We start from the raw sequence: 26,237 nt of genomic DNA, 5'->3' as shown, positions 1-26,237 counted from the left end.
CCCACCCAAGCTTAAATCCTCGGCTGATCTCTGGTTTGCCGGCGAGCAAAGATAAACGCCCACACGGCGTCCACTTTCTCTTTCCAGATCGTATCCGGGTAAGGCTCCTCCGGCAGATCGTTGAGCGTGAAGCGGATGGTGCTTTGAACGGCGGCTCGCGTCTGCTGTTTGATCTGCCAGTCGTCGATTGCGAGTTGATCCTGTAATTTCTCCAGCAGGTCCCGCGCCACCTTCTTTACAGCAGCCTCCTGTGTCTTGGTCAGCTTCGGCTCGGGCTTGGTCAGGAGGTCGAAAACTGCGAGTTCATCTTCGGTGAGGTTTTCCCGCGCGGCCCGGCGCTGCTCCTCGTCCATTGCCGCAATGAGCGCCTTCAGGGCTTCAAAGAATGCTTGTACATCCAGCTTGCCGAGATTGTATTGCTCGACGAGCTTCTCCAGCTTCTCAACGAACTGCACGCGCAAGGGATTCTGTGCCGCCATCTTACGGGCGGTCCCCTCAGCTTCTTCCCGCAGCGCCTCCGCCGCCGTGCGGGGCTGCTTGGCAAACAGCTTGGCGAGCTTTTCGAAGTCGATCGCTGAGAGATCGACCCGTCCACCCGCCGCGTCGCCCCCAATGATCGGAGCTGTGATCGCCACCCCCTCGATCTTTTCATCCAGCAGCGCTTCGATCTTTGCAGCGACCGCCGAGATGTCCACCGGACCGAGCTTGCCGCGAACCGCTTCTGCGAGGACATGCAGCGCTGCCACCGGCTTCAGGTAAGGTGTCGCCCGCTCGTCCGGCAGCAACGCCTTGTAGGCCCGCTCCGCTGCGCTCACCAGACGGAAGAAACTACGCCTGCGGTCATCTGGTGCGATGAGCATTTCCACGGCCTGCCCGATGAGCACCAGCCGCTGAAGCTTCTCGGCCTTATAGATGGCGTCTACATCCACTCCCATAGTGGAGCAGAACTCGCGGGCCGTCTTCAATGCAGCCTCCAGCGCATCCACCAGCGCCTGCTTGTCCTTGATCGGCGAGTCGCCGCCGCTGCCCTTGGTGGCGTAGATCGCGAGTGCATTTTGCAGGCTCTGGAACACGCCCACATAATCCACAATGACGCCCGCATTCTTGCCTGGAGCCCTGCGATTGGCCCGCGCGATGGTTTGCATCAGCGTGTGGTTCTTCATGGGCTTGTCGAGATAGACCGTGCTGCAAGTAGGCACATCGAAGCCAGTGATCCACATCGCACAGACAAACACGAGCCGCAGCGGATCGTTCGCGTCCTTGAACTTCGTCTCCAGGTCTTCCCTCTGCATCCGCTCACGATGCGGCAGGATGTCGAGACCTTTCTGTTTGAGATCGTCAATCTCGTTCTGCGACTGGCTCACGACGACCGCCATGTCCACGGAGCGCATCCAGTCCAGCCGTTCGGCAAGCGCCGGGTGCTCCAGATCGGACGCCTTCGCAAGCTGTGCTTCGCGGGCCTTCAGCTCGTCTGCCCATGCGGCCTTTACTTTGTCATGCATTCGGACGGCCGTGGCCTTGTCTATAGCCACGAACATGCCCTTGCCGAGATAGCCCCGCGCCACAAAATGTCGGACTAGATCCTTTGCGATCTCGTCCAGACGGTCGTTGCGGGTGATGAGGTGATATTGCGTAGCGAAAGTTCTCTGAAGCTTCTTCTCCTGCTCCTCGTCAAGCGCCGCCTCATCCAGCAGATCGTCCAGTTCGTCCTTCAGTTCATCCGCTGCGATCTGCAAGTCGGGCTTTCGCGCCTCGTAGTAGAGCGGCACCGTCGCGCCGTCGGCGATGGACTGGGCGAAGTTGTAGACGGAGATGTAATCGCCGAACACCTCCCTGGTCCGCTGCTCCTGACCGGCAATCAGTGGTGTGCCGGTGAAGCCGATAAAGGCCGCATTGGGGAGCGCTCGGCGCATGTTCGCGGCAAGCTGGTCATACTGGCTGCGGTGCGCCTCATCGGTGATGACGATGATGTCCTTGCGATCCGAAAGGATGGGCATCGGCTCACGGTCGGCGGTAGAGAATTTGTGAATGAGCGTGAAGATGTACCGCTCCTGCCCGGAGAGAAGCTCTCGCAGGTGAGTCCGGCTCTGCGCCTGACAGTCCTTCACATTTTTGGTCAGCGCCCCCGTGGTCGCGAAATTCTCCGCGATCTGACCGTCCAACTCCTGACGGTCGGTAACGATCACAAAGGTCCAGTTGCCGCCAAATCTTCGCAGCACCTTCTCGGCGAACATCACCATCGACAGGCTTTTGCCGCTTCCCTGCGTGTGCCAGAACACGCCGAGCCGCCCACGGTTCTCACCGATCTCTTCCGCGGCCTCGATGGCGCGATTGACGCCAAGCACCTGATGGTACTTGGCAACAACCTTGCGCAACCCACCCTTGGCATCATCGAACAGCAGGAAGTTTTCGACCAGATCAAGGAAGCGCGTCGGCTCGCAGGTGGCGCGGAGCATCGTCTCCAGGGCAACGCTTTCGGGGCCGCCTTCCTCCAAGCGTTTCCAAGGAGCGAAGGTTTCGAATGCTGCATGGCTCGGCCCCATCAAGGCTTCGAGACCATTCGAGAGAATGACGAAACCGTTGAAATCGAACAGGCCTGGGATCGTGTCGCGATAGTCGCGCAAGTTCGCCTCGAAGGCCTCCTGCACCGGCTTAGTGATGTCCTTCCATTCGATCAGCAGCAAAGGAATGCCGTTGACGAAACCGATGGCATCCGGTCGGCGCGAATAGAGCGGACTCTCGATCCAAACCTGTGACGCCATCAAGAAATCGTTAGCTAAGGGATTCACCCAGTCGATGAAAAAGGCACGCTCATCCTTAAGCGAGCCGTCCGGCTGCTTCACCTGCACAACAACGCCATCCCGCAAGAGCCGATAGACTTCGCGGTTCGCGGCAATGGGCAGCATCGCGGAGCGATTCGTCGTTAGCTGCATCTCAGCCTGTCGCAGCGCTTCATCAGGCAACAATGCATTGAATTTGCGGAGCGCGGCACGAAGCCTCGCAGGCAGCACCAGCTCGCGAAAGGACAAGCGGCCGGTGAGATTGTCCGGCCCCGGCTCCTCGTTCATCAGATCGGTGCGGCTCCAGCCGATCTCCTCCAGAAGATCAAGCCCCGGCGTTTCGACCAGTTCGTCCTCACTGGTGATGATGCTGGAAAGTGATTTTCCGGAGCCCCCTGGCGTCATCAGGCAACCGCCTCCAGCTCACGCTCGGCTCTGATGATGGATAGCTCGCCGGAAATCAGGCGAGGAACAAGGAGATCGCGGGAACGGCTAAGCCTAATGTTAGCTCCGTTAAGAGCGCCCGCCAATCCAACCCACCCCGTAACAGCATCGTTAAATCGTTTAAGGAGGGGGTCCGGCGGCACCATGACAGAAGATCGGGCCAATACATTCCAGTTTGCTCTTGGCATCTTCGTACCGTTCGATGTTGCCACCGCGTGCGCAACAAAGCTGTCGCTTGATACAATGCACAGAACGAGACCACTCCATTCTGAAGATCGACTTCGAATAACAATCGAGTCGGAAGAACTAACTCCTTCGAATGGGGCGAATGCAACCTTGTGAAAGTAAGGGCGTATCTTTCCAAACAGGACATCCCCTTTGCGGAAACGTAACTTCGTGCTCGTCACCTCCTCGGCACGACCCCAGCTATTCAACGTGGTCGAACGTCGTGGAATATGTTCGAGACCTACATAAGGGGTGTTCTCGTCGACATCGGACGGCAAAACACCATCACGAATCTCGTCACAGAGCGCGCTTAGCTCTGTGCGGCGCCATCCCTTGGGCAGCTCGCCCATCGCGTTGTCATCATGGCCCGGAAAGCGGAGATGGACGAACCATTCCTCGAATAGTCGCCGCGCCATTTCCTCCAACACGGCGATACGCCTCCGGTTTAGCTCAATCAGATTATCGTAGTTCGATAAGATATTCGCTATTCGCCGCTGCACATTCATCGGCGGAATCGGAACTTCAAACGCACGCAAATCACGAAGAAGGAGATTTTTCTGAGCAGTGCCTCCCGCGAATTCAATCAATCTGCGAACGTCTGACTGTAGTGCGTAATATAAGAAGCTCGGATCAACTTCACTTCTGATCGGCTTTAGAATGGCAACGCTCTTCTGAAATGTTGTCCTCTTTGTCAGCTCATTGTCTGGAGCCAGCGCCATCCGCCCGATTGTGCCACTGTTGGTAATGAGAATATCAGACGGAGCAAATTTGGTTCTGCGGTGTGTATCTAGAAAATCAGCTTTGGTAATTTGTCTAGCTCCAGTGTAATTCAACCTGCCGTCGACAACGTCCTTACAGCTTAGGAAATAGAATCCTGAATTTTCCTCATTGCGACAATCACCGTGTTTCCCATCAGTAATCTGAACACAGACACGCTCTAATTTTTCGCGCTTCCAATTGGTCATAACTGAAGAAGCTCCGCCACGTTCTGCGCAATCCGCGCCTGCAACTGAGACGCTTCTGCGTTTAATCCTTCCAGCTCTTCCTGCAACACCTCCAGGCTCTCCTTGAACTCACCGGTGTCCTGTGTCTGCCCCGGCGCGACGCCAACATAACGGCCCGGATTGAGACTCCAATCCCGCGCCTCGATTTCCTTACGACCGGCGAGCTTGCAGAGACCGAGGACATCCCGATACTGGCCATCCGGAAACGCCTCGGCCATTCGCGGCCCGCTACCCGCTTCCATCTCGATTTCCTCACCGCGCCAGAGACGCACGATGTTGCCGAGAAACTCGATGTGGTCAGGATCTAAGGTGCGATGCGCTCGGTCGACCTGACGGAAGATATGGCGGGCATCGATAAACAACACCTGATCCCCGCGCTCTCCTTTCGCCTTGCCCCTGTCGAGAAACCACAGCATCACGGGCAGGGTGACGGTCAGGAACATGTTGGGCCCGACCGCGACAATGCAGTCCACCGCGCCGGTCTCGACGAGCTTCTTCCTGATTTCGCTCTCGCTGCCCGCAGCATCCGATGCAGAGTTGGCCATTACGAAGCCCGCGCGGCCCTTCTCATTCAGCGCAGCATAGAACAGGTTTATCCAGATATAGTTGGCGTTGTTGACCGTGGGCAGGCCGAGCGGGAAACGGGCCTCGACCTTACCCGCATCGTTGACGAGCTTGGCGCGATCTACCTCGGGCTGGTTGAATGGTGGATTTGCCATCACAAAATCGAACCGGCCAAGGAGCTTGTGCGGATCGTCGTAGTAGCTATTGGCTTCGCGGATTTCACCAGACAATCCGTGTACAGCGAGGTTCATCCGGCAAAGCTTCAGCGTGTCGGACATCTTCTCAACGCCGTAGATGCTGATCTCCTTCGACGGCTCCTTGTGATGACGAATCACGAACTCCGCCGAATGGGTGAACATGCCGCCCGAGCCGCAGGCCGGATCAAAAATCGCGCCGTGATAGGGCTCGATGATATCGACTATGAGCCTGACTATTGAAGCGGGTGTGAAATACTCACCGCCCTTCTGCATGTAGCTGGAGGCGAACTCGCCCATGAAATATTCGAAGATGAGGCCGTAAGCGTCGCCATCAATCTTCAGCGGGGCGAGCAGTCGCAGGAGTTCTTGCAATACGTCATTCGGTAGGCCCGCATAACCTTGCGGCAGCACGCCTGCGAGATCGGGATTGCTGTCTGCGATTGACTTCATGGCCGCGTTAAGTTCGGCCCCAAGGTCCGCAGTGCCGGGCAAAGCCAAAAGTCTCGAAAAGCGGGCGCTTTCCGGAAGGAACACAGCACCGCGTGCCTGATAATCCTCTGGAACGGGCTTCAGACGCCCCTTGTATTGCGGAGCCAGCGCAGCGTGGATCTGATCGAACTTCGCCTCCATCTGCCGCAACGCAATCAGCGCCAGCACGGGCTGTGCGTATTGATCGGGCCGGAGCGTACCGTTGGCCCAAATCTTGTCAGCCGCCGTGTAGAGGCGCGACGAAAAATCTTGCAGATCGGTTGCCACTGATCCCCCAAAAGCTGTCCGAAGCAGGCCCGAGAGTACCCAATCCGAAGGCAGCATGCCAAGGACGAACGGCTCCCGCAGGCGCGACCCGGAACGAGTTTTCCAGCGCGGTCAGCTAGCTGGACGGAAGCTCGGGCCGGTAGCTTATTGATTGTGCCCCCCGGCCGAGGCCGAAGCGGTACGCACTTCGGCGTCCTGTTGGCCACAGCGCCTCTTTGAGCAGACTGTTCCAGATAGCCCCCCTCGTCAGCCCACCCATTGGCAACCCCGGCCGAAATCTCTGCGAGGGTGACAAATGTGAGACGTGACCTCGTAGCGGCTGCTTCCTGACTTCCCCCGGGCCATCAGGCAATCTCTGGATGCTCCTTCATCGATTCGACTTCGCGATGAACGAGGCACTGCCGCCGCCTCCGATCCTCCTCACCGGACAATCGCACAGTTGTTGCACGACGGGTGATGGCGCGCGAACTGAGTCAATTTGACTCATAGCTTACTCATTGGCGGGCGAATTCCGCATGACTAACAATGGTGTCAACGGACGTTGGCTAAGGTGTTCTCAAAGCAAAGGTGCAAGAGGAAGGACGGCTGGCCGCGCACATCCGATTTCTACACGCAAGCAAAAGCAAGCGCTTTAGTCTCGAAGCACAGCGGGCCGCCTGGATACATATCTCACGAGAGAGCTATGTCGATGAGCGAAGCCGGGCAAAGAGACATGCTACACGCACGCTGCTTTTTACTAACGACGTGCGCTATTCTGATCGTTAAATGTTGCAGACTTAATCACAGCCTGCGGGCTGGACGGCTACCGAAACTCCTCACCTATTGGAGGTGAGTTCTTCCATTACCCGCAGCTCCTCATAAGGAAAGATCAGATTTTTGTTGCGAGATCGAGTTTTTACTCTGCTGAAGTCGAAGGGAATCTGCCCGGCCGCGGCCTTCTTCCATAGTGATTCACCGTCCCGTACGAATAGGTTATTGGGTTTGAGCCTTTGACATAGTTCCCACCATCGCGGGACCTTCAACTCCTCGCCAATTCGCAAGCGGTTGCGCTTCAATCCCGAATAATCCCTTATGAAGAGAAACAGTCTTGGATCTCCAAATTTCCTTTTTGAGATACGCCAAAGACTGTCACCTCGCTGAACGATGTATATCTCGGGAGAGATTTCGGGAAGACTCTTAAGAAATTCGATCTCCAATCTTCTGATGGCCACCACGTTGGTTTCATCGTAGGCCGCAAAATAGTCGTCTTGGAAAATATCGAGAGTAACGCTATCTCCGTTCAGCTTGAACCCACTCTCTTGCTGCTGCGTGACAAGATCCAGACCGAGAGCGCCCAGATTATTGATATCTTTGATTGATCCTCCCGCTAGATACCTTGCAACATCGATGTGAGCGCCGAGAAAATTTTGTGCCCGCAACTTCGCCATGAGTTCATGTCTACCGATCTCTGCGCCAATGAGCGGGAGCATCGCTACGGCACCGCCAAAAGCGCTTGCAATGATCGCCTCAGGGAGACCACCTTTGAAAAAGCCTAAGAGCCTGCCCTCCTCATTCGTAATCTCTTTGAAAGAGGTTAAGGAAAAATCCGGGTTGAGGTCATAGCCGACAGACACGTCGGCGCTGCCCTCCGCGACGGTCATGCTGCCGCCCCACGGAGGGCACACTCGCTTTCTCATCCGACCATGAAAACTATAACGAGCACGTCTAGCCGTAATGTCCGCGGAAAATCTCCCGAACTCTTGAGGGGACGTGCAGCTTTCTCTTGATTGAGATGCGACGCTCGCGAAAACATGGCTCGGATTCGCTTCGCTCGCATCAGCCCGTATTGTCCGACGTATCCGCTTCCACGTAGTACTTTGGTCGCACTGCGGATTTTTAGGGGGACAACCTGTGTGCGGATCAAACCGGTAACCCCAGTACAAAATTCGCGAGAATGCGTTCAGCTGGACTTCATCAGAAGGAAAACATTTTGCGAAGTTTGCCCTGGCCGTTTCTCCCACAAACGGATTAGTTATCTCGTAGTCAGTCTGCTTGAATGCATTCTGAGCTTGAACTGAGTTGCAATGGCTTATCAGTGCCCAAACGCTGAGCGCAACTGTCCAAGAGACCTTCATTGAGTATCTCCCACGGAGCACCCGTTAGCGGTCGTAATGATCAATTTGTCTGCGCGTCGCTCCACGTTAACTACATGGCCGCCAAATCGTCGATTAAGCTCATCGCTATTGTCACCATGGAACTCCAGGACGGGGGAAAAATTTCGAGCCGTGAACAGTGCAGCGCTTCCGTTGGCTCCTGCGGAGGCCACACGGGTCGCTCTGCTTTGGTACGGTGCTCGAAGGCTCATCCTGACCTCGTCAGGTGCTTCTGTTATTGCCGGCGTTGTAGTGATGCATGAGATCCCATCGTTACTGATTTCATCCGCATTGCGGTAGAAATCGCTGCGGACGCAAGGATCCGGCGTTTGGGGATCGCCCCCGAATTCCGTAACGAGCTCTTTGATGGTGGTGGTTACGCCATTAGCCCCCGGGGGTCTGTCGAGCGTCTCCCCAACGAAGCTAGCTAGTGACGCTACGATTGCCTTGGTCGCGCTTCCTAGCCGACGACAGAAGCCGCCCCCTAAATTCTGTGTGCACTGATACTCACAGAAATCGGGAGACACGACCGTCGTTGTTCGGGCCCCCGTAGCGTTGACGCTTTCCACAACACGCTTTGCGAAGCGAACTGAATACCGAGATGCGATCGGACAGTAGTTTCCATCTTTGTCGCCCAGCGTACAACCGAGCTGTTCAGGTTTATTTGCTTGAACGCGCATCGCGAGGCTCTCCGCACTTAATACAACTGACGGATTACCCGTAGAACCAGTGTAGTTCAGCTCCACGAGATATGGATCTCCTTCTTTATATTCGATGAGCCACTCTTCAGAATCCCGGCACGGGCATGCCGAAGATTTGCGTGTACGTAGAATTGGACCGTATTCGATGGACTTTGTGTCAGCCTCGACGTACGTCTTGTCCTTCGCATAGCCAGCGACGCGGGGATCCTTGCCGAGCGGAATCACGTCATCCTGGCAACCTCGGCGTACAAACTCGTAAAGGTGAGTTGTCCGACCATCAAAGATCGGCCCGTACATAATGCCGGGCGCGTTTCGGTTGGTAAACGAGTTTAGACCGACTGCAAAATTTGCGTCAGTCCAAGCGCCTCCGCTAGAGCCCTTACCAAATGGGTTTCCCAACATACCAACAACGTCAGTTGGGTTTATTAGCTCCCGTTTTTCACCGTCGACTCTATACAACCTTCGCGTATCGTCGAAATTGATTGGGTAGCCAAAAGAAAGAAGTTGGTTCGGCAGCTGCGTACGAAGTCCCAAGGCCGAATCAGCGGCTGCGCCTCTCAGTTTGATAAACGCATAATCCTTGCCATAGCGACCTTGCGCCCAGCCTGAAAAAATGGCTGTGCATTCCCAATCAAACGACTGCCGAATAGCGCCGTTGTCGTACCCAAGATTCAAGACAAAGGTCGAATGCCACAGCTTGGTGTCGTTGTCATAAACACAATGTGCGGCCGTTAGCGCAACGTCTCCGCTATTACCCACGATTTCTGCCGAGCAGAGCCAGGGCGCTCCATTCTTTACGTATTGGAGGCGACCGAAAGGTCTGTTTGGTGCAACGTTTGGGTCAACTTGCACCGGCGTTCCAAGTTGGCCGTTGAAAGGAGCGTCAGGAAACGACAGCTCAGGAAGTGGAGCAGGCTGTGGAGCAACGCTAGGTCGAGATTCTAGGAATGGCAGCTCGTTCTTAATATGTAAGATCTGATCGGGGTCAGGTTTGGCAGCTTCAAACTTTCCGCAGCTGACTAAAGGTACAATCGCTGCGCAGGCAACCAATGTACTCAAAACTCGAATCGTCGAAGGCATGCATTCCTCCCGACGCTGACTGTATGAATAGATGAAAATTAATTTGTATCTATTGAACGCATAAATGCACTGCACAATCAAGAGTAGAAGAACACAGGATCGGTCAATGTCACTGACGCGTCCTATGTTCGTGTGCACATCTAATCTTTAGAGCTTGGCTCTGTGTGTGAGCAGCCGGCATGAAGGCGTGTCGGGGTGCCTCGTTCGCCTGAGGATTTAAAGATGGCTTGAGGAAAGGATTGCTGGCAAAAACTGCAAGTATTGGTTTGTATTATATTTTCAAAGCGCTCTACACAGTCTTGTTGCGCCCTTTGAGGGCACTTTCCACGAAGTCTATTACGACAGCAATTATTGGCGCTCCCGCTTTAGTGTTACCGACCTTGCCTTCCATCTCGCAACTTAACTACGGCTGCGCTGAATCTATCGCACTCGGAATTTTTAGACCGGAGACTTATGGTGCGCGTGCGTTGGGGTGAGGGCGACACTCTGAGTCCGGCGAACCTAGATTTTAGCTGGTAGGTGCGGCCTCCTTCACGAAGTTGACCTCGCGGGCGCTTTCATAGTGGCGGATCACGCAGCCATGGGCTTTGGCGAATTGTAGGCGACTACCTTTGCGTCGTCGTCCTCGACCCCGGGCGGGAATAACACCTTGAACACCTCGTAGTCGAGGGTGGCGGCCTGACCGGGTTGGAGGTCCGCTAGTAATTTTTTGAAATTGTCAATTTTCATCTCTATTTCCTTATTGCGGACCCACCAGACGCAGGATTGGGGAGGGTATTACTATTTAGGCGAGGCCGCGACTTTGGCAGCCCCCGGCGTGTCACAGGCTCACATGATCCTATCATCGTGTGCCCAAGTGATTCGGAAAATCGACTAGATAAGGATGCACCAACTTCAATGGGGCGCCAATCAGAAATGGTCCGCGCCAAGCTGAACGCCATTTCGTTCCGCCACTAGCCTCACGTAACCGCGATTGACCTTCTCTGGGAATTCATACCAAGAGTTTCGCGACTTCTCCAAAATGTGGCCGTGACGCTCGTCGGTTAGCTTGTACAGACGGTCGCGATACTTTTCATACGTCAGGAAGGTCCGCTTTTCCTTGATCTTTGTATCGAACAACTCTTTGCGCAGCCGCTCTTCCATCATCGGAACGTAGGACCCATCATACATCTCCCGGCTTTGTCGCTGCATGTGCGTCCCTGCCGCCGCGGACCAAAGGACCTCTTCATAGTCGAGCGAATTCTTCGTCTTTTGTATCGCAAGCTTGTAAGCCGTCTTCAGCGGAGACTCGGCTTGCTCCATAGATCCCATAACGGCCGCATGAAAATCTTCCGATGTGATCACCGGGTCATGCGGATGCTTGTCGAAGGCGATCCAAAACAAGTTCTGAGCTACGAGATGAATATAGTATGGAAAGCCATCGCTGATGTGTCCAACGCGGATTAGATGCTCACCGTCAACACGGAAACCCAGCGCGTCCGCCGCCCGCGTAACAATACGCCACCGAGCATCGTGAGATATCTGGTCAACCTCAACCGGATGCAAAGGCCGATTGGACGAGAGATGCCCGCTAGTCAGCTCGTCAAGGGTCTTACCTATGCCGCAGAAAATAAAGCGAACGTTTACTGACTTGTCGTGAATGCGTTTGATCAGGTCTGAGAATTTGCGCTTCACTTGATCGTCTTTGATGCGATCGAACTCGTCCACGACTATGAGAGGCTCCGAATATCCCGAGAGTTGCGCGGCCTCACCAATCATATCCGCCGCCTCGTTGATGGTCTCAACCTTCTCTGGAATGATCCATGTCCCCCCGCTCCCCTTCACCTCGTATTTCAGGAACGCCAAGTTGATTCCAGCTGACTGCTGAAAGTCGCTTTGGCGCTTCAGAATGCTTGAGCCAAGGAAATCGCGACAAACATCTCTGACGAGGTGGTCGAAGGTCGCGTCTTCATCACACCCGACATAGGGCGGATACGCGTCAATTTTCAGGAACGCCTTGGCGGCGCTCACAGCGAGAGACGTTTTTCCAATTCCCCGCTCGCCGTGAATGAAGACGTGCATCCCCTTAGAATTCAGTGCGCGGCTAATTTCGCGCAGCTTCACTTCGCGCCCTTGCAGCGACTTAATGTCTTCAATCGGAACGCCGGGGACGATCAATCGCTTCAGGATGTCCCGAAACTCATCTTCATCGGCGAACTTCATGCCAGCATTCGGCAGTGCTTTCATCGTTTGCCCTACGCCCGCGGGAGGAATCGCAGGTTGATGATGAAGCTTTGCACAGCCGCAAGCAATACGTGCTCACCTGTTGGTAGCTCAATCAAAGCGCTGGCATCTGAGCGAATCAGGCCTGGCTCCGGGCGACACCGGAGGAAGGGTCCCAAATTTCAAAGGTGACCTCGTAGCGACGGCTTTGAGCTTTTCCCCCGTGGGGCCTTCAATTTCTGAAGGACCATTCGGCCACCTGCAACGGCCCAAGCATCGCATCGCGCCCGCCTGATGGCGCGCCACTGCGGCCATTCCCTGAGTCGTTTTGACTCACGCCAACCCTATTGCTCCCCGATTCCTCCGAAAAATATGGTGACAACGCTCGTTGACTAAGTTTTTCGCGGACCACCATAGAGAGGGAAATGACCGTGAAGCGCCGATTTGTTGCCTACTATCGAGTGTCCACCCGCAAGCAGGGCCAATCAGGCTTAGGCCTCGATGCACAGAGAGTAGCCGTTGCGAACCACTTGGGGGATGGCCTCGCGAACGTTATCGCTGAGTTCACCGAGGTCGAGAGCGGACGCCGCAACGATAGGCCTGCCTTGGACGAGGCACTCACGGCAGCACGTTTGCACCGGGCGGCCCTTGTGGTCGCGAAGGTAGATCGCCTCACCCGCTCTGTTGGTTTCCTAGAGAGGCTCCTAGAGGCTGGGGTGGACGTTCGCTTTGCCGATCTCCCTGCCATCGAGGGACCCACCGGGCGCTTCATGCTTCAACAGATGGCGGCAGTCGCAGAGCTAGAGGCCGGCCTGATCTCTGCTCGCACCAAGGCAGCACTGGCAGCAGCTAAGGCAAGGGGGCAGCGACTGGGGGGATACCGGGGAGGGAGCCTGTCGAGCGATACACAAGCACGCGGGAGGGAGGAACAGTCACGCCTTGCAGAAAGACGAGCGGCGGACCTAGCGCCCCTATTGAAGAAGCTCAGAGCAAAGGGAGTTACTTCACCCACCGAAGTCGCACGGGCTTTGACGGCGCAGGGCATCCCTACGGCAAGGGGAGGCGTAAAGTGGTCAGCACCACAGGTAACGCTGATCGAAGCACGGCTTGCAAGGATGAGCTAGAAGTGAACGCGAACGAGTCTGCCTCCTCGGCTTTTCAAGTGACGCTGAGTGGAATTTTCTAGGGTAGATTCTTCGCATTATGCCTTCGAGTTCCTACATGATGCGGAGAGCATCATCGTGTCGGAATGAGGAATGTCCAAGAAGAAGCCAACGGCCGTCGGACCGAGAAAAGTGTCAGCTGGGCAGGTAAACGCCGGGCTCGTTCGTAAGGTCAAGGCAGCGACTAGGAGACGAACGAAGGCCACAGAGTTGTTGTCGGAGTTATTAAAGCCCGAGCCTGATTCAGACGACTTTCCCTTCCAAAACGGGCAAGCCTTCGTGGCCACCTTTGTGGCGTCGGATGATCGAGCGACAAGAGGCGCCTTCGCGGTGGGTTATCGTGCTTCCGAAAACGACGTCGAACTAGTCTACCTGGACGCTGCGCCGGCAAGTGCCTCAACGAGCACGCAACAAGAGGCTTCCGTGCTCGCCGTGCATAAGATCGTACACCAAGCCACCTCAATGGCGAATGTTCTGATCGAGACCAGTAACGACTACATTGTTAAGAGCGTGAACACTTATCGGCTGGATTGGCGCAAGAACAACTGGAAAAACAAGAAGGGCGACTCAGTAGCATACGCCCCGCTGTGGAGGGAGATTGACGGGCTGATCGTCCAAAAGGCTTTGGAGATCAAGTCGGTTCACATCCCTTCCGAAGACGCGAAGCGCAATAAGATAATGATCATTTTGAAAGAGCTTGCACTGTCCGGCCGCGAGCATCATGGGCGGCCCCCTCGCAACTAGGGGCCACGAGGATCTCAGCGAAGGCGTGAACTTGTGACGTCACTGTCTCCCAGAAAGAAGCGCAGGGCAGCCCTAAAGGAGAGCATCCGATTGGGGCCGCTCGCGGCAGCAGCCACCTGCGCCATTCCCGGCTGCGGGCGCCCGACCATGAAGGCGGCCCGCGAAGGCCTTGCCCCTCACCACTGCCGGCGCCACGTAGAGCACCGGGCCCGTCACGGGTCCTATTGGCGGCCGAGCTTCAACGCTTCCGAGCTGCGGCCATTCATCACGGCAGCAACCGCGTATGTCGGCCTGCGGGCAGCCAACGATAAGTTCATCGCCGCAGCGATAGGGAACATGGGGCGAGCGCTGGAGGACGCTGGCCCGGTGGAGATTGCGACGCGACTCAAAGGGATGTCCGCCACTAAACGAGCCAAGATCGGGCTGGCGCGGCTTCGCATTGAAGGCGTGCCCCCGCAGCGCATCGTCTCCATCGTCCTCGCGGTCTCCGCCCTGATCAAGGCGGACGCCACGGCGCCCCGCGCAAAGGAGTTTCGGACCGTACAAATCTGCAAGGCGATCCATCGACTGGCCTCGGGCACGCATCGAGTGTGGGTCGTGGAGGACCATCAGGGAAGGAAACGGCGGACCGAAATGCACGCCTTCCCCAAGTCCACCGGGCGGGTTCTGCGGGAGATGGGGCGGATGCTGGAGCAGCCCTGCGAATGGGTCATTGAGAAGCATGTCGCGGGTGTCCTGGCCCATCGGCAGCGCTACGGGCGGCCCCGTGCGGCGAGCTGATCAATGTCCGCAGGAATTCGCGAGTCGCACCATTCGTGCGAGCTATCTGGTCGGAGTGAAGCAGTGCGTGCATTTCGGGGGTTCGGGCAGGTCACTTTGAACACGTGCTTCACGCTCTCATGACGCAAGCACCCAACATAATGTGGTTCGATCCACTTCTCCGGGCCAAGACGAATGAGCTTGCCCATGCGGTCCGATGTTTGCGCGATGCGCTACTGCTGCACGAGACAGCTAGCGGCGAGAGGAAGCGAGCGCGGAAGGAAGCGGACAAGGAGAAGTTCGGCATCGCCGTTGAGGCGCTGGCCTGCAACCTGATCTTGCTCAGCGCAATCGACTCCAGCCCCAAGCTCGCGGTGCCCCGGTCGCATGGCTTTCTTTGGCGGGGCGATGGCAGCGCCAACCCGGTTTATGGCCAGCATTTCCTATCCGCATTAGATGGGCTTGCATCGCTTGGCCTGATCGAAGAGGAGCGAAGGGGATATAAACTGTCCGCTAGAATGCGCATGCCGTCGCTCATTAGACCAAGCACAGCTCTCGCTCAGCATCTTCCGTTGGCACCACCCGATTGGCGAAGCGTTGAGCAAATCGACGCCCGCGCTCTGATCATCTTGAAGGAAGGCAAGGACGATGACGGGCGTGCGGCCTCGATTGCCTTCCCGGAGACAGCCAAGACCCGCCAGCTTGCGGGACAGATGCGGCGCATCAATGAATTTCTGCGCAGCGCGGAAATCGAGGTGACCGGTCAGGACACCGGCCTCTCTTTAGGGAGGGATGGCCAAGTCATCGCGCCCTATCGCCGCTCTCTTCGGCGCATATTCAATAACGAAAACTGGCACCACGGAGGCCGGCTCGCTGGCGGCTTCTGGATGGGCATGGAGCGGGCCGAGCGATTTGAGCGCATCCGGATTGATGGCGAGCGAATTGCCGATGTCGATTACAGGCAGCTTTTCCCGCGCCTCGCGTATGTGCGGGCGGGACAGCCGCAGCCGGAAGGTGACATCTATGACGTGGCGGGAGATGGCTCCGGGCGTGATGGCTGGAAACGGCTGATGAACGCGATGTTGTTCGCGGACGGCCCATTGCGGAATTGGCCGGAGGGCACGCTTCAACATTTCCCCTCGGGCACGAAACTTCGGGACGCCATTGAGATGCTAGCCGCGCACCATGCCCCCATCACTCATTTGTTCGGCACCGGGCTGGGCTTTCAGTTGATGCGCATCGAAAGCGACATGCTGGTCGGGATCATCACGCATCTTGCGAGCATAGGGGTCGCCGCCCTGCCGCTCCATGACGCGGTGCTGGTCGCGGAATCGAAGGCTGACGTTGCGGCCGACGCGATGCAGGCTGCATTCAGCATGGGAACGGGATCTTCCTGCGCGATTGTTTCCATAGATTTTTGCCAATAATAACAGCCGCTTAGGACAAAAATGGGCCTTACGCCTCCGCTAATGGAGGAGGAAGCTAGAGGGGAAACTTAAAGGGGGAGACTTTGAGGCTTAACTCGGTGCCGTCTTTAAGTTGCCCTCAAGTTGGGAGGGTGACGCCACCCCTCCTTCATGGCCCCCTAGGTGCGGCCTCTAGGGTCTCCCCCTCACCAACCCGAAGGCTCACCTCCAAGCTTCGGGTGAGTGACCACCACCCCCATGGGGCACCACCACCTAGCCTCATCCTTTGACCTACATCGAGCTGGCCCTATCGCCCCTGCCCTTCTGATGGGAAGCGAGATGGGTCACGTGTTGAAAGTGACCACCCTCATAACACCGGACGAGATAGAGATTAAGGTCGCCCCTTCCGCTGGGGGACAAGCAACCTATCAGGGGTCGTCTTCAAGGCCTTCGCCAAGCGGGCCAGGACGATGATGGTGCAGTTGCGGGCGCCCCGCTCCACCTGACTGACGTAGGTCCGATCCAGCCCCGCCTCTAGGGCTAAATCCTCTTGGGACAGGCCGAGACCCTTCCGGGCCCGCCGCACAGCCGCCGCCACCACGTTAACGATGCCTGTCTCGTCATCCATCCACGGAAGCAGGCCGTCATGATGACTTTAGGTCTACGGACTATGAGTCCCATTTTCTCATTGAGCCATGATGACTATCGTCTACATTGCGTCAGCCACCTGTTGAGGAACGCGCAAAAATGTCCAGCACCGAGAGCAACGCCCCGAAGTTGGGCGAAAACGACCCCATCAAGGTTCTCTTCGATATGGCTAGCTATTGGGCCACCATCTGGAGCTTCATCGCACTTTGCCTTTGGCTCGAACATCAGGTTCTCAAGTGGCTGGATATCGAGCCGGGCGGCCTCCAAGTTGCCATCCTTCTTGTGAGCACACCGGCCATCTTCTTGGCGACAGTTACCCGCATTGAAAAGAACCCTAAGGCGCGGCTGGTTCTGGAACGGGCCCGTTACGTCGTGATCTTGGTCGCTGCGGCCCTGCTCGGGGCCCATCTTCACGCAAACCACAAAGACGGTTCATATGAGAATGCCCTACGCGATGGTGCCGTACTCGCTTGCTCAAGGATGGCGGCCTGCAAAGCGGCAGCAACCGAATATGCCAATACGCGCTAGGAGATAAACCGATCTAGCTAATGTAATGATGCCGCTCTGCCTTACGGGCCCAAGGAAGCCTTTGTAATTGGCTCGGGCTGAGGCCCTACAGATGCGCCAGATTCTTTACTAGGCCCGACTGATGCGGCGTTCTGCCAGCATCATTTTTTTCCATCCTCAACCGTAAACTCCTCAGTCGCGGTGGGATATCCCTTGATGAAGACTGGTGTTTCACATGCACCGGTAGCTGCCCAAAAAGTAACGCAAAACTGCTGCGGGCTTTCAGTCGGATTCCTGTATCCAGCTCGACCAGATTGATCCGTCACGATCACTTTGCCGGAGCCAGGTATTAGCCTTCCACCACGCTGTGGGAATACACATGCAGTCGCCTCATGGGCTTGGCAACCAGGATTTCGGAAACCATCGTACTGCGCACCCGAGCCAACGTTCATTGGACTACCAGATACCTGCTGCTGAGCAACTTTGAGCGGCGGCCCTGCTTTCGGAGCAAATTCACGCAGAAGAATTATTGGCACCAAGACTGCGGGTATTAGGAGGACAATTGCTATCGAAGCTGCAAACCGGAATTTGGATGATAGAGCTTTCGGCGCAGGAGCCGACATGATTACCGGAGGCTCGTCTATTTTGAGGCTTTCGAGGTAATCATATGCTTCCAGCAATTCCGGATCATTTGGAGCCTTTCTCAATTCTCTTCTTATAGCAATTCGAATTGTGTGAAGTTGAGTATTCGGGGCGGCAAGAATTCTTTGCGTCCAAGTCGGATTGGCGACCGGTTGAGCACTAGCGATCTCGGAAAGCAGGACGATTGTTTGTGTCACACGTACGTCCGGCCTTTCCGGGACGCAAATGTCAAAATGGTTAGTGTCGATTCCGATAGGCGTGATGTTCGCTATGTGAGGATTGGAGGAATCCTCATCCACTACCCTCACACCGAGGGTAGGCATCGTCTCGAAGAAAACGCGGACCTTAAGGCCGAGAAAATGAGCATTGTTGGTGAACCAGTTGCTCAGCTCCCGCAATAACGGTTCGTTGCGCCTCAACTCCGTGATTGCCGGACTTGAGCGTAAAACTATGCCTAACGCCTTTACGAAGCCTGCGATGACAGAGCCATTATGAGGGGTTCCCAAAAAAACTATGCCCCGAATCCTCAGCACAAGCCTGCCGTATTCCGATCCCCGGTCATGACCGAGGCGCAGCATCTGCTTTACGAGTAGGCCACCGTAGCTGTGGCAGATAAACATGATCGGCCGGTCATCACGCAATTCGCCGTCGATTGTACCAAGCACATTAATGGCTCGATCGGTCAGCGGCATTGATCCGCCGCGCCACCAGGACCATTGAAGTCGGTACCGCAGACTCCAGATCCTCGCCTCAGGAAAACGCGAAGCAATCCATAGCGACCACGACTCTTTATTCGCGAAATCCCAGGTTTTATTCGGATCTCCATTTAGACCATGGACGAAAATGATCTCGACGGTTGGCGAAGAATGAGGTGTGTAGATCGGGACCAATTCGGTCAATGGCTGCATGGAGCAAAGTCCCAACATACGCTAAGTGCCAATACCTAAGATAGAAGCACAGGAATGTTCGGTTGTGAATAAGGTCTTCTTGAAAGCCTTTACTTATGCTGGCGAAAGCGTACGGGGCTTAAGTCTCATTCGGCGGTCGGCGGTGCGGTTTGGCCTCCAGCCCCATCCCTTACGTTCACCGCACCAACCCTTTGCCGTAGGATCGAACAGGGGCCTACGGGCTGCTTGGAGGAGTTTGGACCAAGGTCCGAATCGAGAGCCGCTCGCTAATGTTTGTCGGCCAACGAAGCCTACACGATTTCAATGCTCGGAAACTTCGCGATGGCGTTAGCCCTCGCCTTGGTGGTCACGTCTCCGTAGCCCTCCGAGACGTTGCGCGGCGCATGCCCCTGAATGGCATCCAGCACGCGCATCTCTACGCCCTGATCAATGCCGACAGTCTTGAAGCGATGCCGCCAGCCGTGGCTAGGATCAACGTTCTTGTCTTTCACCACCTCGCGCACGAACTCATTGACCTTGTTCCGCGCCGTCTTCACCGCGTTCCGCACACCTAACTCGCCGGCCTTGGGATCAATAAACAGATAGCCGCCCTTCGACTTCTCAAAGAACACCAAAAAGCCTTCCTCGATGACTTGCCGGTGGAGCACGACATCGCGAGCTTCATCCGTCTTTACCGGCCCTGCTTCGGGCGTCACGTGAAGCACCCACAGCTTACCTTCGCGCCGGAGGTCTTCTTTGCGAATCTGGATCATCTCGCCCACGCGGCCACCCGTGAAGGCGCACAGCCACGGCACCCACCGCTTAGCCGCCGCCAGCTTCGGGGCTTCCCGGCCGGGCACGAACTCGCGGGCATGCTTCAGGATGGCGATAGCCTCCGAATCGTAGAACCCCTTGGACCGGAGCTTGCGCGACTTGCCGACCTTGATGGTAATCCCTTCGGCCGGATTGCTGGGCAGCCGACGATTGACCACCGCCCATCCAAACACCGTCTTCATGCCCGCGAGGTCACTATCCTTCACGGTCTTCGGGCTCACGCCGCTCTGCACGCGATAGTCCTTGAAGCGAACGATGTCCTCGGGTGTCACTCGGTTCGCCGTGTCGTGCTTCAGGAATGTCACAAGACGCGCCATTGAGTTGCGATAGCTCTCATAGGTGCTCTGCTTGCGACCGGCCCGCTTGGCTTCCTTCCACCAATCCTCGACTAAGCCGGTGAGGGAATTCTTGGAAGCGCCCCGCTTTGGCTTTTCCTTCTGCGCATCTGCCGGGGCCTGCCATTCGGGAAAGCGAGCGGCCTTGGGGTCGGGCGAATAGTCTCCCGCTGCGTTCCGTTGGCGGCTCGCGAAGGCGTCACGCAGCGCCATCCAAAAGGCGGTGAGCAAGAGTGCGCGTGATTCGCCATCCACACGGCGAATGCCCTTGGTCAGCAAGAGGCGGTCCACGATAGGCCCGAGTGCCTTCTCTAGTTTCTTGGCCGCACCGTCGCCGCCGACCCTCTCCCACATCTCGGTTACGGCCGCCCAGTGAGCTTCCTGCTCCTCGTGGCTCTCAGTATCCGGCGCCCAACCAACACCGGGCGTGTGGACCATGGCGACACTCCGGGCGCGGCTCTCGCTGTCCGCCCAAACGCGATAGAGTTCGCCTGCCAAGGCCGTCGCCTGCCGGTGGGTCAGATGCACCGGGGCGTCGTTGCGGAGCGCCTCCCAGACGGTTTCCAGATAGGCCGCTGCGATTGCCTGACGCGTCTTTATCTCGCTAGGCTCTGCGGTGCGGAGGGAGAACCTGACGGCCTGAGCGCTCTCGGTGAGCGTCACAAAAACGAAGCCGTCACCGAGCGGAATCGCCAGTTCGATACCGACTGCTTTGCGCCGGACATCAGCCGGAATGCGTTGCACGAAAAGAGGAAAGCGAGACCCGTCCCGGCGCATCGGCCGAACAACCCTGAACAGCAATGTTACACCCCATTGTTACACAGTCGGGGCCAACGCAACACTCTGAAAGGGCTTATCTATCTGGATTTGCTTAATATCCAGAATCGTATGGTGCCCAGGAAAGGACTCGAACCTTCACGGCCGTTAAGCCACTGGCACCTGAAGCCAGCGCGTCTACCAATTCCACCACCTGGGCATGCCGTTTGGGGCACGGAGGCGGTTACTACGGTTCGGTGACGCCGTTGTCAATTCATGCTTGAAGCCCGGTTGGGATGCCGATTGCGCATCGCAAACCGGCCCGATACAAGCCTGACAAGACGCACTCTTTTCCGCAGGAATGGCTCCCATGGCATCGAATCTGGACACGCTGGTCACGGTTTTCGGCGGTTCGGGATTTTTGGGCCGGAATGTCGTCCGTGCCCTGTGCAAGCGCGATTACCGGGTCCGGGTCGCGGTGCGGCGGCCGGAACTGGCCGGATACCTCCAGCCCTCCGGCCGGGTCGGGCAGGTCCACACCGTGCAGGCGAATTTGCGCTATCCGGCCTCGGTCGAGGCGGCGCTGCGTGATTCGCACGTCGTGATCAATCTGGTCGGCATCCTCGCCGAGGGCGGCGAGCAGACCTTCGACGCGGTCCAGGCCAGGGGCGCCGAAACGGTCGCCAAGGCAGCGGCCGCGGCCGGCGCCGGCCTCGTGCATGTCTCCGCGATCGGAGCCGATGCCGAATCGCAATCGCATTATGCCAGGGCCAAGGCGGCCGGCGAGGCGGCGGTCCTGGCCGCGGTGCCCTCGGCCACGATCTTCCGCCCCTCCGTCATGTTCGGCCCCGAGGACCAGTTCACCAACCGCTTTGCCGCGCTGGCCCGGATGTCGCCGGTGCTGCCGCTGATCGGCGGCGAGACGAGGATGCAACCGGTCTTTGTCGGCGACGTCGCCACCGCGATCGCGGACGCCGTCGACGGCAAGGCCAAGGCGGGCGCTCGTTACGAACTCGGCGGGCCGGAAGTGCTGACCATGCGCGAGATCCTCGAGGTCATCCTCGAGATCACCGACCGCAAGCGGATGCTGGTGCCGCTGCCGTTCGGCCTCGCCCGCTTCCAGGCCGCGTTCCTGCAATTTGCGCCGGGCGCGTTCAAGCTGACGCCGGACCAGGTCACGCTGCTCGAGCGCGACAATGTCGTGTCGGAGGCGGCAAAGGCCGCCGGCCTGACGCTGGAAGGGCTCGGCATCGCCGCCGATTCGCTGGAAGCGATCGCCCCGCAATATCTCTGGCGCTTCCGCGCGGCCGGCCAGTTCCAGCGCATGAGCGTGTGAGGGGTCGTTCTCTCCGTCGTCATGGCCGGGCATAGCCGTCCATAGGACGCCGTCGCTGCCGCTCGCCTATGCCCCGGCCATCCACGTCTTTCTCGCGCACCCAAGAACGTGGATGCCCGGCACAAGGCCGGGCATGACGAGCTTCAGCGTTGAGATTGCTGTTACCTGAACTTCGAGCCTATCGCCCCAGCGCGAGCGCGATCAGACCGAGCGTGCCGACGATGACGCGCCACCAGGCGAACACCACGAAGCCGTGCCGGGTGACGTATTCCAGGAACGTCTTGACCACGATGATCGCGGTGATGAACGACACCACGAAACCGATCGCGACCACCCCCATATGGTCCGTCGTCATCTCCGCGCGGCTCTTGTAGAAGTCGTAGGCGAACGCGCCGATCATGGTGGGGATGGCGAGGAAGAACGAGAACTCCGCCGCCGCGCGCTTGTCCGCACCGAGCAGCATCGCGGCGACGATGCTGGCGCCGGAACGCGACACGCCCGGGATCATCGCCACGCACTGCGCGATGCCGATATAGAGATACATCAACAGCGGAAACCGGGTGGCGTCGTGCTCGCGCGGCTTGAGATCGAGCTTGTCGACCCAGAGCAGGACGGCGCCGCCGACGATCAGCGTGAAGCAGACGACCCACGGGTTGAACAGCAGGATCTTTATGTATTTGCCGGCGACGAGGCCGACGATCACGGCGGGCAGGAACGCCACCAGCACGCCGATCACGAAGCGCGGCGCATAGGCATCGCCCGTGAACAGGCCGATCACGACGTCCCAAAGCCTCCTGAAGTAGAGGCCGACGATCGCGAGGATCGCGCCGAGCTGGATCAGAACCGTAAACGAATCCCAGAACGCGCCTTCGCCGAGATGGAAGAAGCGCTCGGCGAGCAGCAAATGGCCGGTCGAGGATACGGGAAGGAACTCGGTCACACCCTCGATGATGCCGAGGATCACTGCCCGTATCGCGTCTGACATATTTACGGTCCATTTCGGCTTGAAAAGCGGGGCTCTTCTCGCCTATTCGCCCCCATGCCGCAATCGCAAAATGCGACATCACGCCCTTGCCTCGCGGTTATGAAGGACTAGTGTGGCGCCGCACAAACATTGATGGATTCTTAAGCACCATCAAATAGTCAAAGGCTTCATGTTTACGCTGTTTCATCATCCGTTCTGTCCGCATTCGCGCTTCATCCGCCTGATCGCGGGCGAATACGGGCTCGACCTCAAGCTGGTCGAAGAACGCAGCTGGGAACGGCGCGAGGCATTTCTGCTGCTCAACGCCGCCGGCACGACGCCGGTCATGGTGGACGACGAGCAGCCGCCTGTACCGGGCGCGGCGATCATCGCCGAATATGTCGACGAGGCCTATGGCGCCGAGATGGGACCCAAGCGCCTGATGCCGGAGGCGATATCCGAGCGCGTCGAGGTGCGCCGGTTGATGGCCTGGTTCAACGAGAAGTTCTTCGAGGAGGTCTCGCATCCCCTCGTCACCGAGCGCATCTACAAGCGCTTCATGAGCGAGGAGAACGGCGGCGGGGCGCCTTCGGCCGACGTGATGCGCGCCGCCAAGGCCAATGTGCGCTATCATCTGGCCTATATCGGCTGGCTGGCGCAGACGCGCAATTTCCTCGCCGGCGACCGGCTCACCTACGCGGATCTCGCCGCCGCGGCGCATCTCTCGGCGATCGACTATCTGGGCGACGTGCCATGGAGCGAGGACGACGCAGCAAAGGCGTGGTACGCTCGGGTGAAATCCCGCCCGTCGTTCCGTCCGCTGCTCAGCGAATGGCTGGCCGGCGTGCCGGCGTCGCGGACCTACGTGGACCTGGATTTCTGATGACGTCCGTCATGCCCGGGCTTGTCCCGGGCATCCATGTGCTTCTCTTTCTTATGAGCGCGCCGCAAAGACGTGGATGGCCGGGACAGGCCCGGCCATGACGAGCGTGGAAACGACAGCGATCAAACCTCCCGCCGATATGGATCGGCTGCGTGCTGCACTTGAGGAACAGGCGCGTGCGCTCGGCTTCGATTGCATCGGCGTCACCGCACCCGGCACGATCGAGCACGCCGGAAAATACTTCCTCGAATTCATCGCCGCAGGCGGCCATGGCGACATGGACTGGCTGGCCGCGCAGCCGGAGCGCCGCGTCGATCCGCGCGGGCTGTGGAGCGACGTGCGCAGCGTCATCATGCTCGGCGTCAATTACGGTCCTGACTCCGATCCGCTCGCGATCCTGAAGCAGCGCACGCGCGCGGCGATCTCGGTCTATGCGCAGGGCGACGACTATCACGACCTCATCAAGAAGCGGCTGAAGGCGCTGGCGCGCTGGCTGGTCGCAACCGCGCCGTCGGACGTGAAGGTGTTCGTCGACACCGCAGCGGTAATGGAGAAGCCGCTGGCGCAGGCCGCGCGTCTCGGCTGGCAGGGCAAGCACACCAATCTCGTCTCGCGCGAATTCGGCTCCTGGCTGTTCCTCGGCGCGATCTACACCACGCTGGAGCTGCCGCGCGACTCTGCCGAGATCAATCATTGCGGCTCGTGCCAGGCCTGCCTCGAGATCTGCCCGACCGCGGCATTCCCGGCGCCCTACAAGCTCGATGCGCGGCGCTGCATCTCCTATCTCACCATCGAGAACAAGGGACCGATCCCGCGCGAATTCCGCAAAGCCATCGGCAACCGCATCTACGGCTGCGACGATTGCCTCGCCGCCTGCCCCTGGAACAAGTTCGCGCAGGAGGGCCGCGAAGCCAGGCTCGCCGCGCGTGACGAATTGCGCGCGCCTGCGCTCGCCGAGCTGGCACGGCTCGACGACGCGGCGTTTCGCACGCTGTTCACGAAGTCGCCGGTCAAGCGCATCGGCCGCGACCGCTTTTTGCGGAACGTGCTGATTGCGATCGGCAACTCCGGTGATGCAACGTTGGCGGACGAGGCGCGGCGATTGCTCGATGATGCAAGCCCGCTGGTGCGCGGGGCGGCGGTGTGGGCGCTGGGGCAATTGGTGGAGGGGGAGGAGTTTGCGGAGATGAGGCTTCATGCTCTCGAGCGCGAGCCCGACGAGAGCGTTCGTGAAGAGTGGCGAGCAGATAGCGCTGTTAGCCCCTCATCCTGAGGAGCCGCGCAGCGGCGTCTCGAAGGATCGAGGCCGAGCTGCCGCAGCGGGGCCTGCATGGTTCGAGACGGCGCTTCGCGCCTCCTCACCATGAGGATCGTGGACCTTGATTTCGCCGCGCGTTTCTTCAATCTCACGCGCATGACAAGCATGCCTTTCTTCACCCGCGACGGCGATACATTCCATCCGACGGAAGTGGCCAATGGTCCCTGGGATCCGAAATCCCTGCACGGTCGCGTCATCGTCGGCCTGCTCGGCTTTGCCATCGAGGAGCGCCATTCCGGCCCCGACTTGGTGCCGGCGCGGCTCACCGTCGACATGTTTCGGCTGCCGACCATCGACAAGCCGATCGAAGTGACGACGCGCCTCGTGCGCGATGGTCTGCGCATCCGCGTGGTGGAAGCGGAATTCGTCTCCGGCGGCGTCAGCATGGCGCGCGCCTCCTGCCAACTGCTGCGCAAGACGCAAAATCCTGAAGGCAACGTCTGGTCGCCGCCGAACTGGGAGGTGCCGAAGCCGGCCGACATTCCGAAGCCCACCGATCCGAGGCTCGGCATGAACGGCAAATGGACGACGCGCCCGATCGTCGGCCACATGGGCTCGCTCGGGCCGCGCCGGCTGTGGATGAGCGAGGTGCGCGAGCTCGTTGCCGGCGTGCCGATGACGCCGTTCGTCCATGTCGCCACCGGCGCCGATTTCGCCAGCCCCTTTGCCAATGCCGGCGACAACGGTCTCGGCTACATCAACAGCGACGTCACGATCTACCTGCACCGCCTGCCGGTGACGGAATGGATCGGTTTCGAAGTGGTGAAGCATCACGCCACCGATGGCGTCGCGATCGGCGAATGCTGGCTCTATGACGAGCAGGGCCCGATCGGCACCGCGACGGTTGCCGCGCTGGCGCAGCGCAAGCCGATGGCGAATCCGTCGAAGCGGTAGGCCTTCCCCCGTCATTCCGGGATGCGCCGTCAGGCGCAGACCCGGAATCCATCGGGCCGCAGGCCCAGAGGGGAAA

The 26,237-nt window shown here is 58.3% G+C and carries 20 protein-coding genes and 1 tRNA gene; 9 read left to right on the top strand and 12 right to left on the bottom strand.

Annotated features, from left to right (window positions below):
* Nucleotides 1–11: 11 nt before the first annotated feature.
* The 7 genes from AC066S_RS12855 to AC066S_RS12825 form a co-directional block, all read right to left on the bottom strand.
* Nucleotides 12–3,185, bottom strand: a complete 3,174-nt coding sequence (locus tag AC066S_RS12855) for a type I restriction endonuclease subunit R (RefSeq protein ID WP_478269856.1) — start codon at nucleotides 3,183–3,185, stop codon at nucleotides 12–14.
* The gene (locus AC066S_RS12850) at nucleotides 3,185–4,414 is read right to left on the bottom strand and encodes a restriction endonuclease subunit S (RefSeq protein WP_478269855.1); all 1,230 of its coding nucleotides are present in this window, start codon (nucleotides 4,412–4,414) and stop codon (nucleotides 3,185–3,187) included. Before AC066S_RS12850 ends, AC066S_RS12855 begins: the two co-directional genes overlap by 1 nt.
* Entirely contained in the window at nucleotides 4,411–5,970 is a 1,560-nt protein-coding gene (locus tag AC066S_RS12845; RefSeq protein ID WP_478269854.1) for a type I restriction-modification system subunit M, read from the bottom strand. The genes AC066S_RS12850 and AC066S_RS12845 overlap by 4 nt, the downstream gene beginning before the upstream one ends.
* An 815-nt stretch (nucleotides 5,971–6,785) precedes the next feature.
* Complete coding sequence (locus tag AC066S_RS12840; protein ID WP_478269853.1) at nucleotides 6,786–7,610, bottom strand: LysM peptidoglycan-binding domain-containing protein; 825 nt, start codon at nucleotides 7,608–7,610, stop codon at nucleotides 6,786–6,788.
* 470 nt (nucleotides 7,611–8,080) lie between these two features.
* Nucleotides 8,081–9,883, bottom strand: a complete 1,803-nt coding sequence (locus AC066S_RS12835; RefSeq protein WP_478269852.1) for a trypsin-like serine peptidase — start codon at nucleotides 9,881–9,883, stop codon at nucleotides 8,081–8,083.
* A 570-nt stretch (nucleotides 9,884–10,453) separates the two neighbouring features.
* Nucleotides 10,454–10,612, bottom strand: a complete 159-nt coding sequence (locus AC066S_RS12830) for a hypothetical protein (protein WP_478269851.1) — start codon at nucleotides 10,610–10,612, stop codon at nucleotides 10,454–10,456.
* A 180-nt stretch (nucleotides 10,613–10,792) separates the two neighbouring features.
* Nucleotides 10,793–12,109, bottom strand: coding sequence for an AAA family ATPase (locus AC066S_RS12825; RefSeq protein WP_478269850.1), 1,317 nt, complete (start codon nucleotides 12,107–12,109; stop codon nucleotides 10,793–10,795).
* 401 nt (nucleotides 12,110–12,510) lie between these two features.
* On the opposite strand from AC066S_RS12825, the gene AC066S_RS12820 reads away from it, so the two are divergent.
* The 4 genes from AC066S_RS12820 (at nucleotide 12,511) to AC066S_RS12805 (ending at nucleotide 16,178) form a co-directional block, all read left to right on the top strand.
* Complete coding sequence (locus tag AC066S_RS12820) at nucleotides 12,511–13,209, top strand: recombinase family protein (protein WP_478269849.1); 699 nt, start codon at nucleotides 12,511–12,513, stop codon at nucleotides 13,207–13,209.
* 132 nt (nucleotides 13,210–13,341) lie between these two features.
* Nucleotides 13,342–13,992: a ribonuclease H family protein gene (locus AC066S_RS12815; protein WP_478269848.1), complete on the top strand. Its 651-nt coding sequence runs from the start codon at nucleotides 13,342–13,344 to the stop codon at nucleotides 13,990–13,992.
* A gap of 147 nt (nucleotides 13,993–14,139) precedes the next feature.
* Entirely contained in the window at nucleotides 14,140–14,772 is a 633-nt protein-coding gene (locus tag AC066S_RS12810) for a hypothetical protein (protein WP_478269847.1), read from the top strand.
* A gap of 140 nt (nucleotides 14,773–14,912) precedes the next feature.
* Nucleotides 14,913–16,178 carry a hypothetical protein gene (locus AC066S_RS12805; RefSeq protein WP_478269846.1) on the top strand — a complete coding sequence of 422 codons (1,266 nt, stop codon included), beginning with the start codon at nucleotides 14,913–14,915 and terminating at the stop codon, nucleotides 16,176–16,178.
* 370 nt (nucleotides 16,179–16,548) lie between these two features.
* Here AC066S_RS12805 and AC066S_RS12800 read toward each other — a convergent pair whose 3' ends face one another.
* On the bottom strand, nucleotides 16,549–16,785 hold the full coding sequence (locus tag AC066S_RS12800; protein ID WP_247352713.1) for a helix-turn-helix domain-containing protein: 237 nt from the start codon (nucleotides 16,783–16,785) through the stop codon (nucleotides 16,549–16,551).
* A gap of 119 nt (nucleotides 16,786–16,904) precedes the next feature.
* On the opposite strand from AC066S_RS12800, the gene AC066S_RS12795 reads away from it, so the two are divergent.
* Nucleotides 16,905–17,333 carry a hypothetical protein gene (locus AC066S_RS12795; RefSeq protein WP_478269845.1) on the top strand — a complete coding sequence of 143 codons (429 nt, stop codon included), beginning with the start codon at nucleotides 16,905–16,907 and terminating at the stop codon, nucleotides 17,331–17,333.
* Between the two features lie 140 nt (nucleotides 17,334–17,473).
* Here the strand turns inward: AC066S_RS12795 and AC066S_RS12790 are convergent, their stop codons facing one another.
* The 3 genes from AC066S_RS12790 to AC066S_RS12780 form a co-directional block, all read right to left on the bottom strand.
* The gene (locus tag AC066S_RS12790) at nucleotides 17,474–18,862 is read right to left on the bottom strand and encodes an esterase/lipase family protein (RefSeq protein WP_478269844.1); all 1,389 of its coding nucleotides are present in this window, start codon (nucleotides 18,860–18,862) and stop codon (nucleotides 17,474–17,476) included.
* A gap of 290 nt (nucleotides 18,863–19,152) precedes the next feature.
* Complete coding sequence (locus tag AC066S_RS12785) at nucleotides 19,153–20,811, bottom strand: tyrosine-type recombinase/integrase (RefSeq protein ID WP_478269843.1); 1,659 nt, start codon at nucleotides 20,809–20,811, stop codon at nucleotides 19,153–19,155.
* Between the two features lie 88 nt (nucleotides 20,812–20,899).
* Nucleotides 20,900–20,986 (bottom strand) — tRNA-Leu (locus tag AC066S_RS12780).
* 150 nt (nucleotides 20,987–21,136) lie between these two features.
* Here AC066S_RS12780 and AC066S_RS12775 point away from each other — a divergent pair.
* The gene (locus AC066S_RS12775) at nucleotides 21,137–22,102 is read left to right on the top strand and encodes a complex I NDUFA9 subunit family protein (protein WP_478269842.1); all 966 of its coding nucleotides are present in this window, start codon (nucleotides 21,137–21,139) and stop codon (nucleotides 22,100–22,102) included.
* A 178-nt stretch (nucleotides 22,103–22,280) separates the two neighbouring features.
* Here the strand turns inward: AC066S_RS12775 and AC066S_RS12770 are convergent, their stop codons facing one another.
* Nucleotides 22,281–23,087: an undecaprenyl-diphosphate phosphatase gene (locus tag AC066S_RS12770; protein WP_135170094.1), complete on the bottom strand. Its 807-nt coding sequence runs from the start codon at nucleotides 23,085–23,087 to the stop codon at nucleotides 22,281–22,283.
* Nucleotides 23,088–23,256: 169 nt separating this feature from the next.
* On the opposite strand from AC066S_RS12770, the gene AC066S_RS12765 reads away from it, so the two are divergent.
* The 3 genes from AC066S_RS12765 to AC066S_RS12755 all read left to right on the top strand — a co-directional run bounded on the left by AC066S_RS12765 (nucleotide 23,257) and on the right by AC066S_RS12755 (nucleotide 26,161).
* Nucleotides 23,257–23,949: a glutathione S-transferase family protein gene (locus AC066S_RS12765; RefSeq protein WP_126256936.1), complete on the top strand. Its 693-nt coding sequence runs from the start codon at nucleotides 23,257–23,259 to the stop codon at nucleotides 23,947–23,949.
* A 97-nt stretch (nucleotides 23,950–24,046) separates the two neighbouring features.
* The gene (gene queG / locus AC066S_RS12760; RefSeq protein WP_478269841.1) at nucleotides 24,047–25,222 is read left to right on the top strand and encodes a tRNA epoxyqueuosine(34) reductase QueG; all 1,176 of its coding nucleotides are present in this window, start codon (nucleotides 24,047–24,049) and stop codon (nucleotides 25,220–25,222) included.
* A 141-nt stretch (nucleotides 25,223–25,363) separates the two neighbouring features.
* Nucleotides 25,364–26,161, top strand: a complete 798-nt coding sequence (locus AC066S_RS12755; protein WP_478269840.1) for an acyl-CoA thioesterase domain-containing protein — start codon at nucleotides 25,364–25,366, stop codon at nucleotides 26,159–26,161.
* Nucleotides 26,162–26,237 lie beyond the last annotated feature (76 nt).

The organism is Bradyrhizobium sp. CFUWI, from assembly GCF_056429085.1.
Note: the sequence above shows the minus strand (reverse complement) of the source record. Positions and strands in the feature narration are given on the sequence as shown.

Excerpts from the sequence above, each read along its gene's own strand:
- AC066S_RS12855 (WP_478269856.1), bottom strand. The coding sequence starts at position 3,185 with ATGACGCCAGGGGGCTCCGGAAAATCACTTTCCAGCATCATCACCAGT.
- AC066S_RS12850 (WP_478269855.1), bottom strand. The coding sequence starts at position 4,414 with ATGACCAATTGGAAGCGCGAAAAATTAGAGCGTGTCTGTGTTCAGATT.
- AC066S_RS12840 (WP_478269853.1), bottom strand. The coding sequence starts at position 7,610 with ATGACCGTCGCGGAGGGCAGCGCCGACGTGTCTGTCGGCTATGACCTC.
- AC066S_RS12835 (WP_478269852.1), bottom strand. The coding sequence starts at position 9,883 with ATGCCTTCGACGATTCGAGTTTTGAGTACATTGGTTGCCTGCGCAGCG.
- AC066S_RS12830 (WP_478269851.1), bottom strand. The coding sequence starts at position 10,612 with ATGAAAATTGACAATTTCAAAAAATTACTAGCGGACCTCCAACCCGGT.
- AC066S_RS12825 (WP_478269850.1), bottom strand. The coding sequence starts at position 12,109 with ATGAAAGCACTGCCGAATGCTGGCATGAAGTTCGCCGATGAAGATGAG.
- AC066S_RS12820 (WP_478269849.1), top strand. The coding sequence starts at position 12,511 with ATGACCGTGAAGCGCCGATTTGTTGCCTACTATCGAGTGTCCACCCGC.
- AC066S_RS12815 (WP_478269848.1), top strand. The coding sequence starts at position 13,342 with ATGTCCAAGAAGAAGCCAACGGCCGTCGGACCGAGAAAAGTGTCAGCT.
- AC066S_RS12810 (WP_478269847.1), top strand. The coding sequence starts at position 14,140 with ATGAAGGCGGCCCGCGAAGGCCTTGCCCCTCACCACTGCCGGCGCCAC.
- AC066S_RS12805 (WP_478269846.1), top strand. The coding sequence starts at position 14,913 with ATGTGGTTCGATCCACTTCTCCGGGCCAAGACGAATGAGCTTGCCCAT.
- AC066S_RS12800 (WP_247352713.1), bottom strand. The coding sequence starts at position 16,785 with ATGGATGACGAGACAGGCATCGTTAACGTGGTGGCGGCGGCTGTGCGG.
- AC066S_RS12795 (WP_478269845.1), top strand. The coding sequence starts at position 16,905 with ATGTCCAGCACCGAGAGCAACGCCCCGAAGTTGGGCGAAAACGACCCC.
- AC066S_RS12790 (WP_478269844.1), bottom strand. The coding sequence starts at position 18,862 with ATGCAGCCATTGACCGAATTGGTCCCGATCTACACACCTCATTCTTCG.
- AC066S_RS12775 (WP_478269842.1), top strand. The coding sequence starts at position 21,137 with ATGGCATCGAATCTGGACACGCTGGTCACGGTTTTCGGCGGTTCGGGA.
- AC066S_RS12770 (WP_135170094.1), bottom strand. The coding sequence starts at position 23,087 with ATGTCAGACGCGATACGGGCAGTGATCCTCGGCATCATCGAGGGTGTG.
- AC066S_RS12765 (WP_126256936.1), top strand. The coding sequence starts at position 23,257 with ATGTTTACGCTGTTTCATCATCCGTTCTGTCCGCATTCGCGCTTCATC.
- queG (WP_478269841.1), top strand. The coding sequence starts at position 24,047 with ATGACGAGCGTGGAAACGACAGCGATCAAACCTCCCGCCGATATGGAT.
- AC066S_RS12755 (WP_478269840.1), top strand. The coding sequence starts at position 25,364 with ATGACAAGCATGCCTTTCTTCACCCGCGACGGCGATACATTCCATCCG.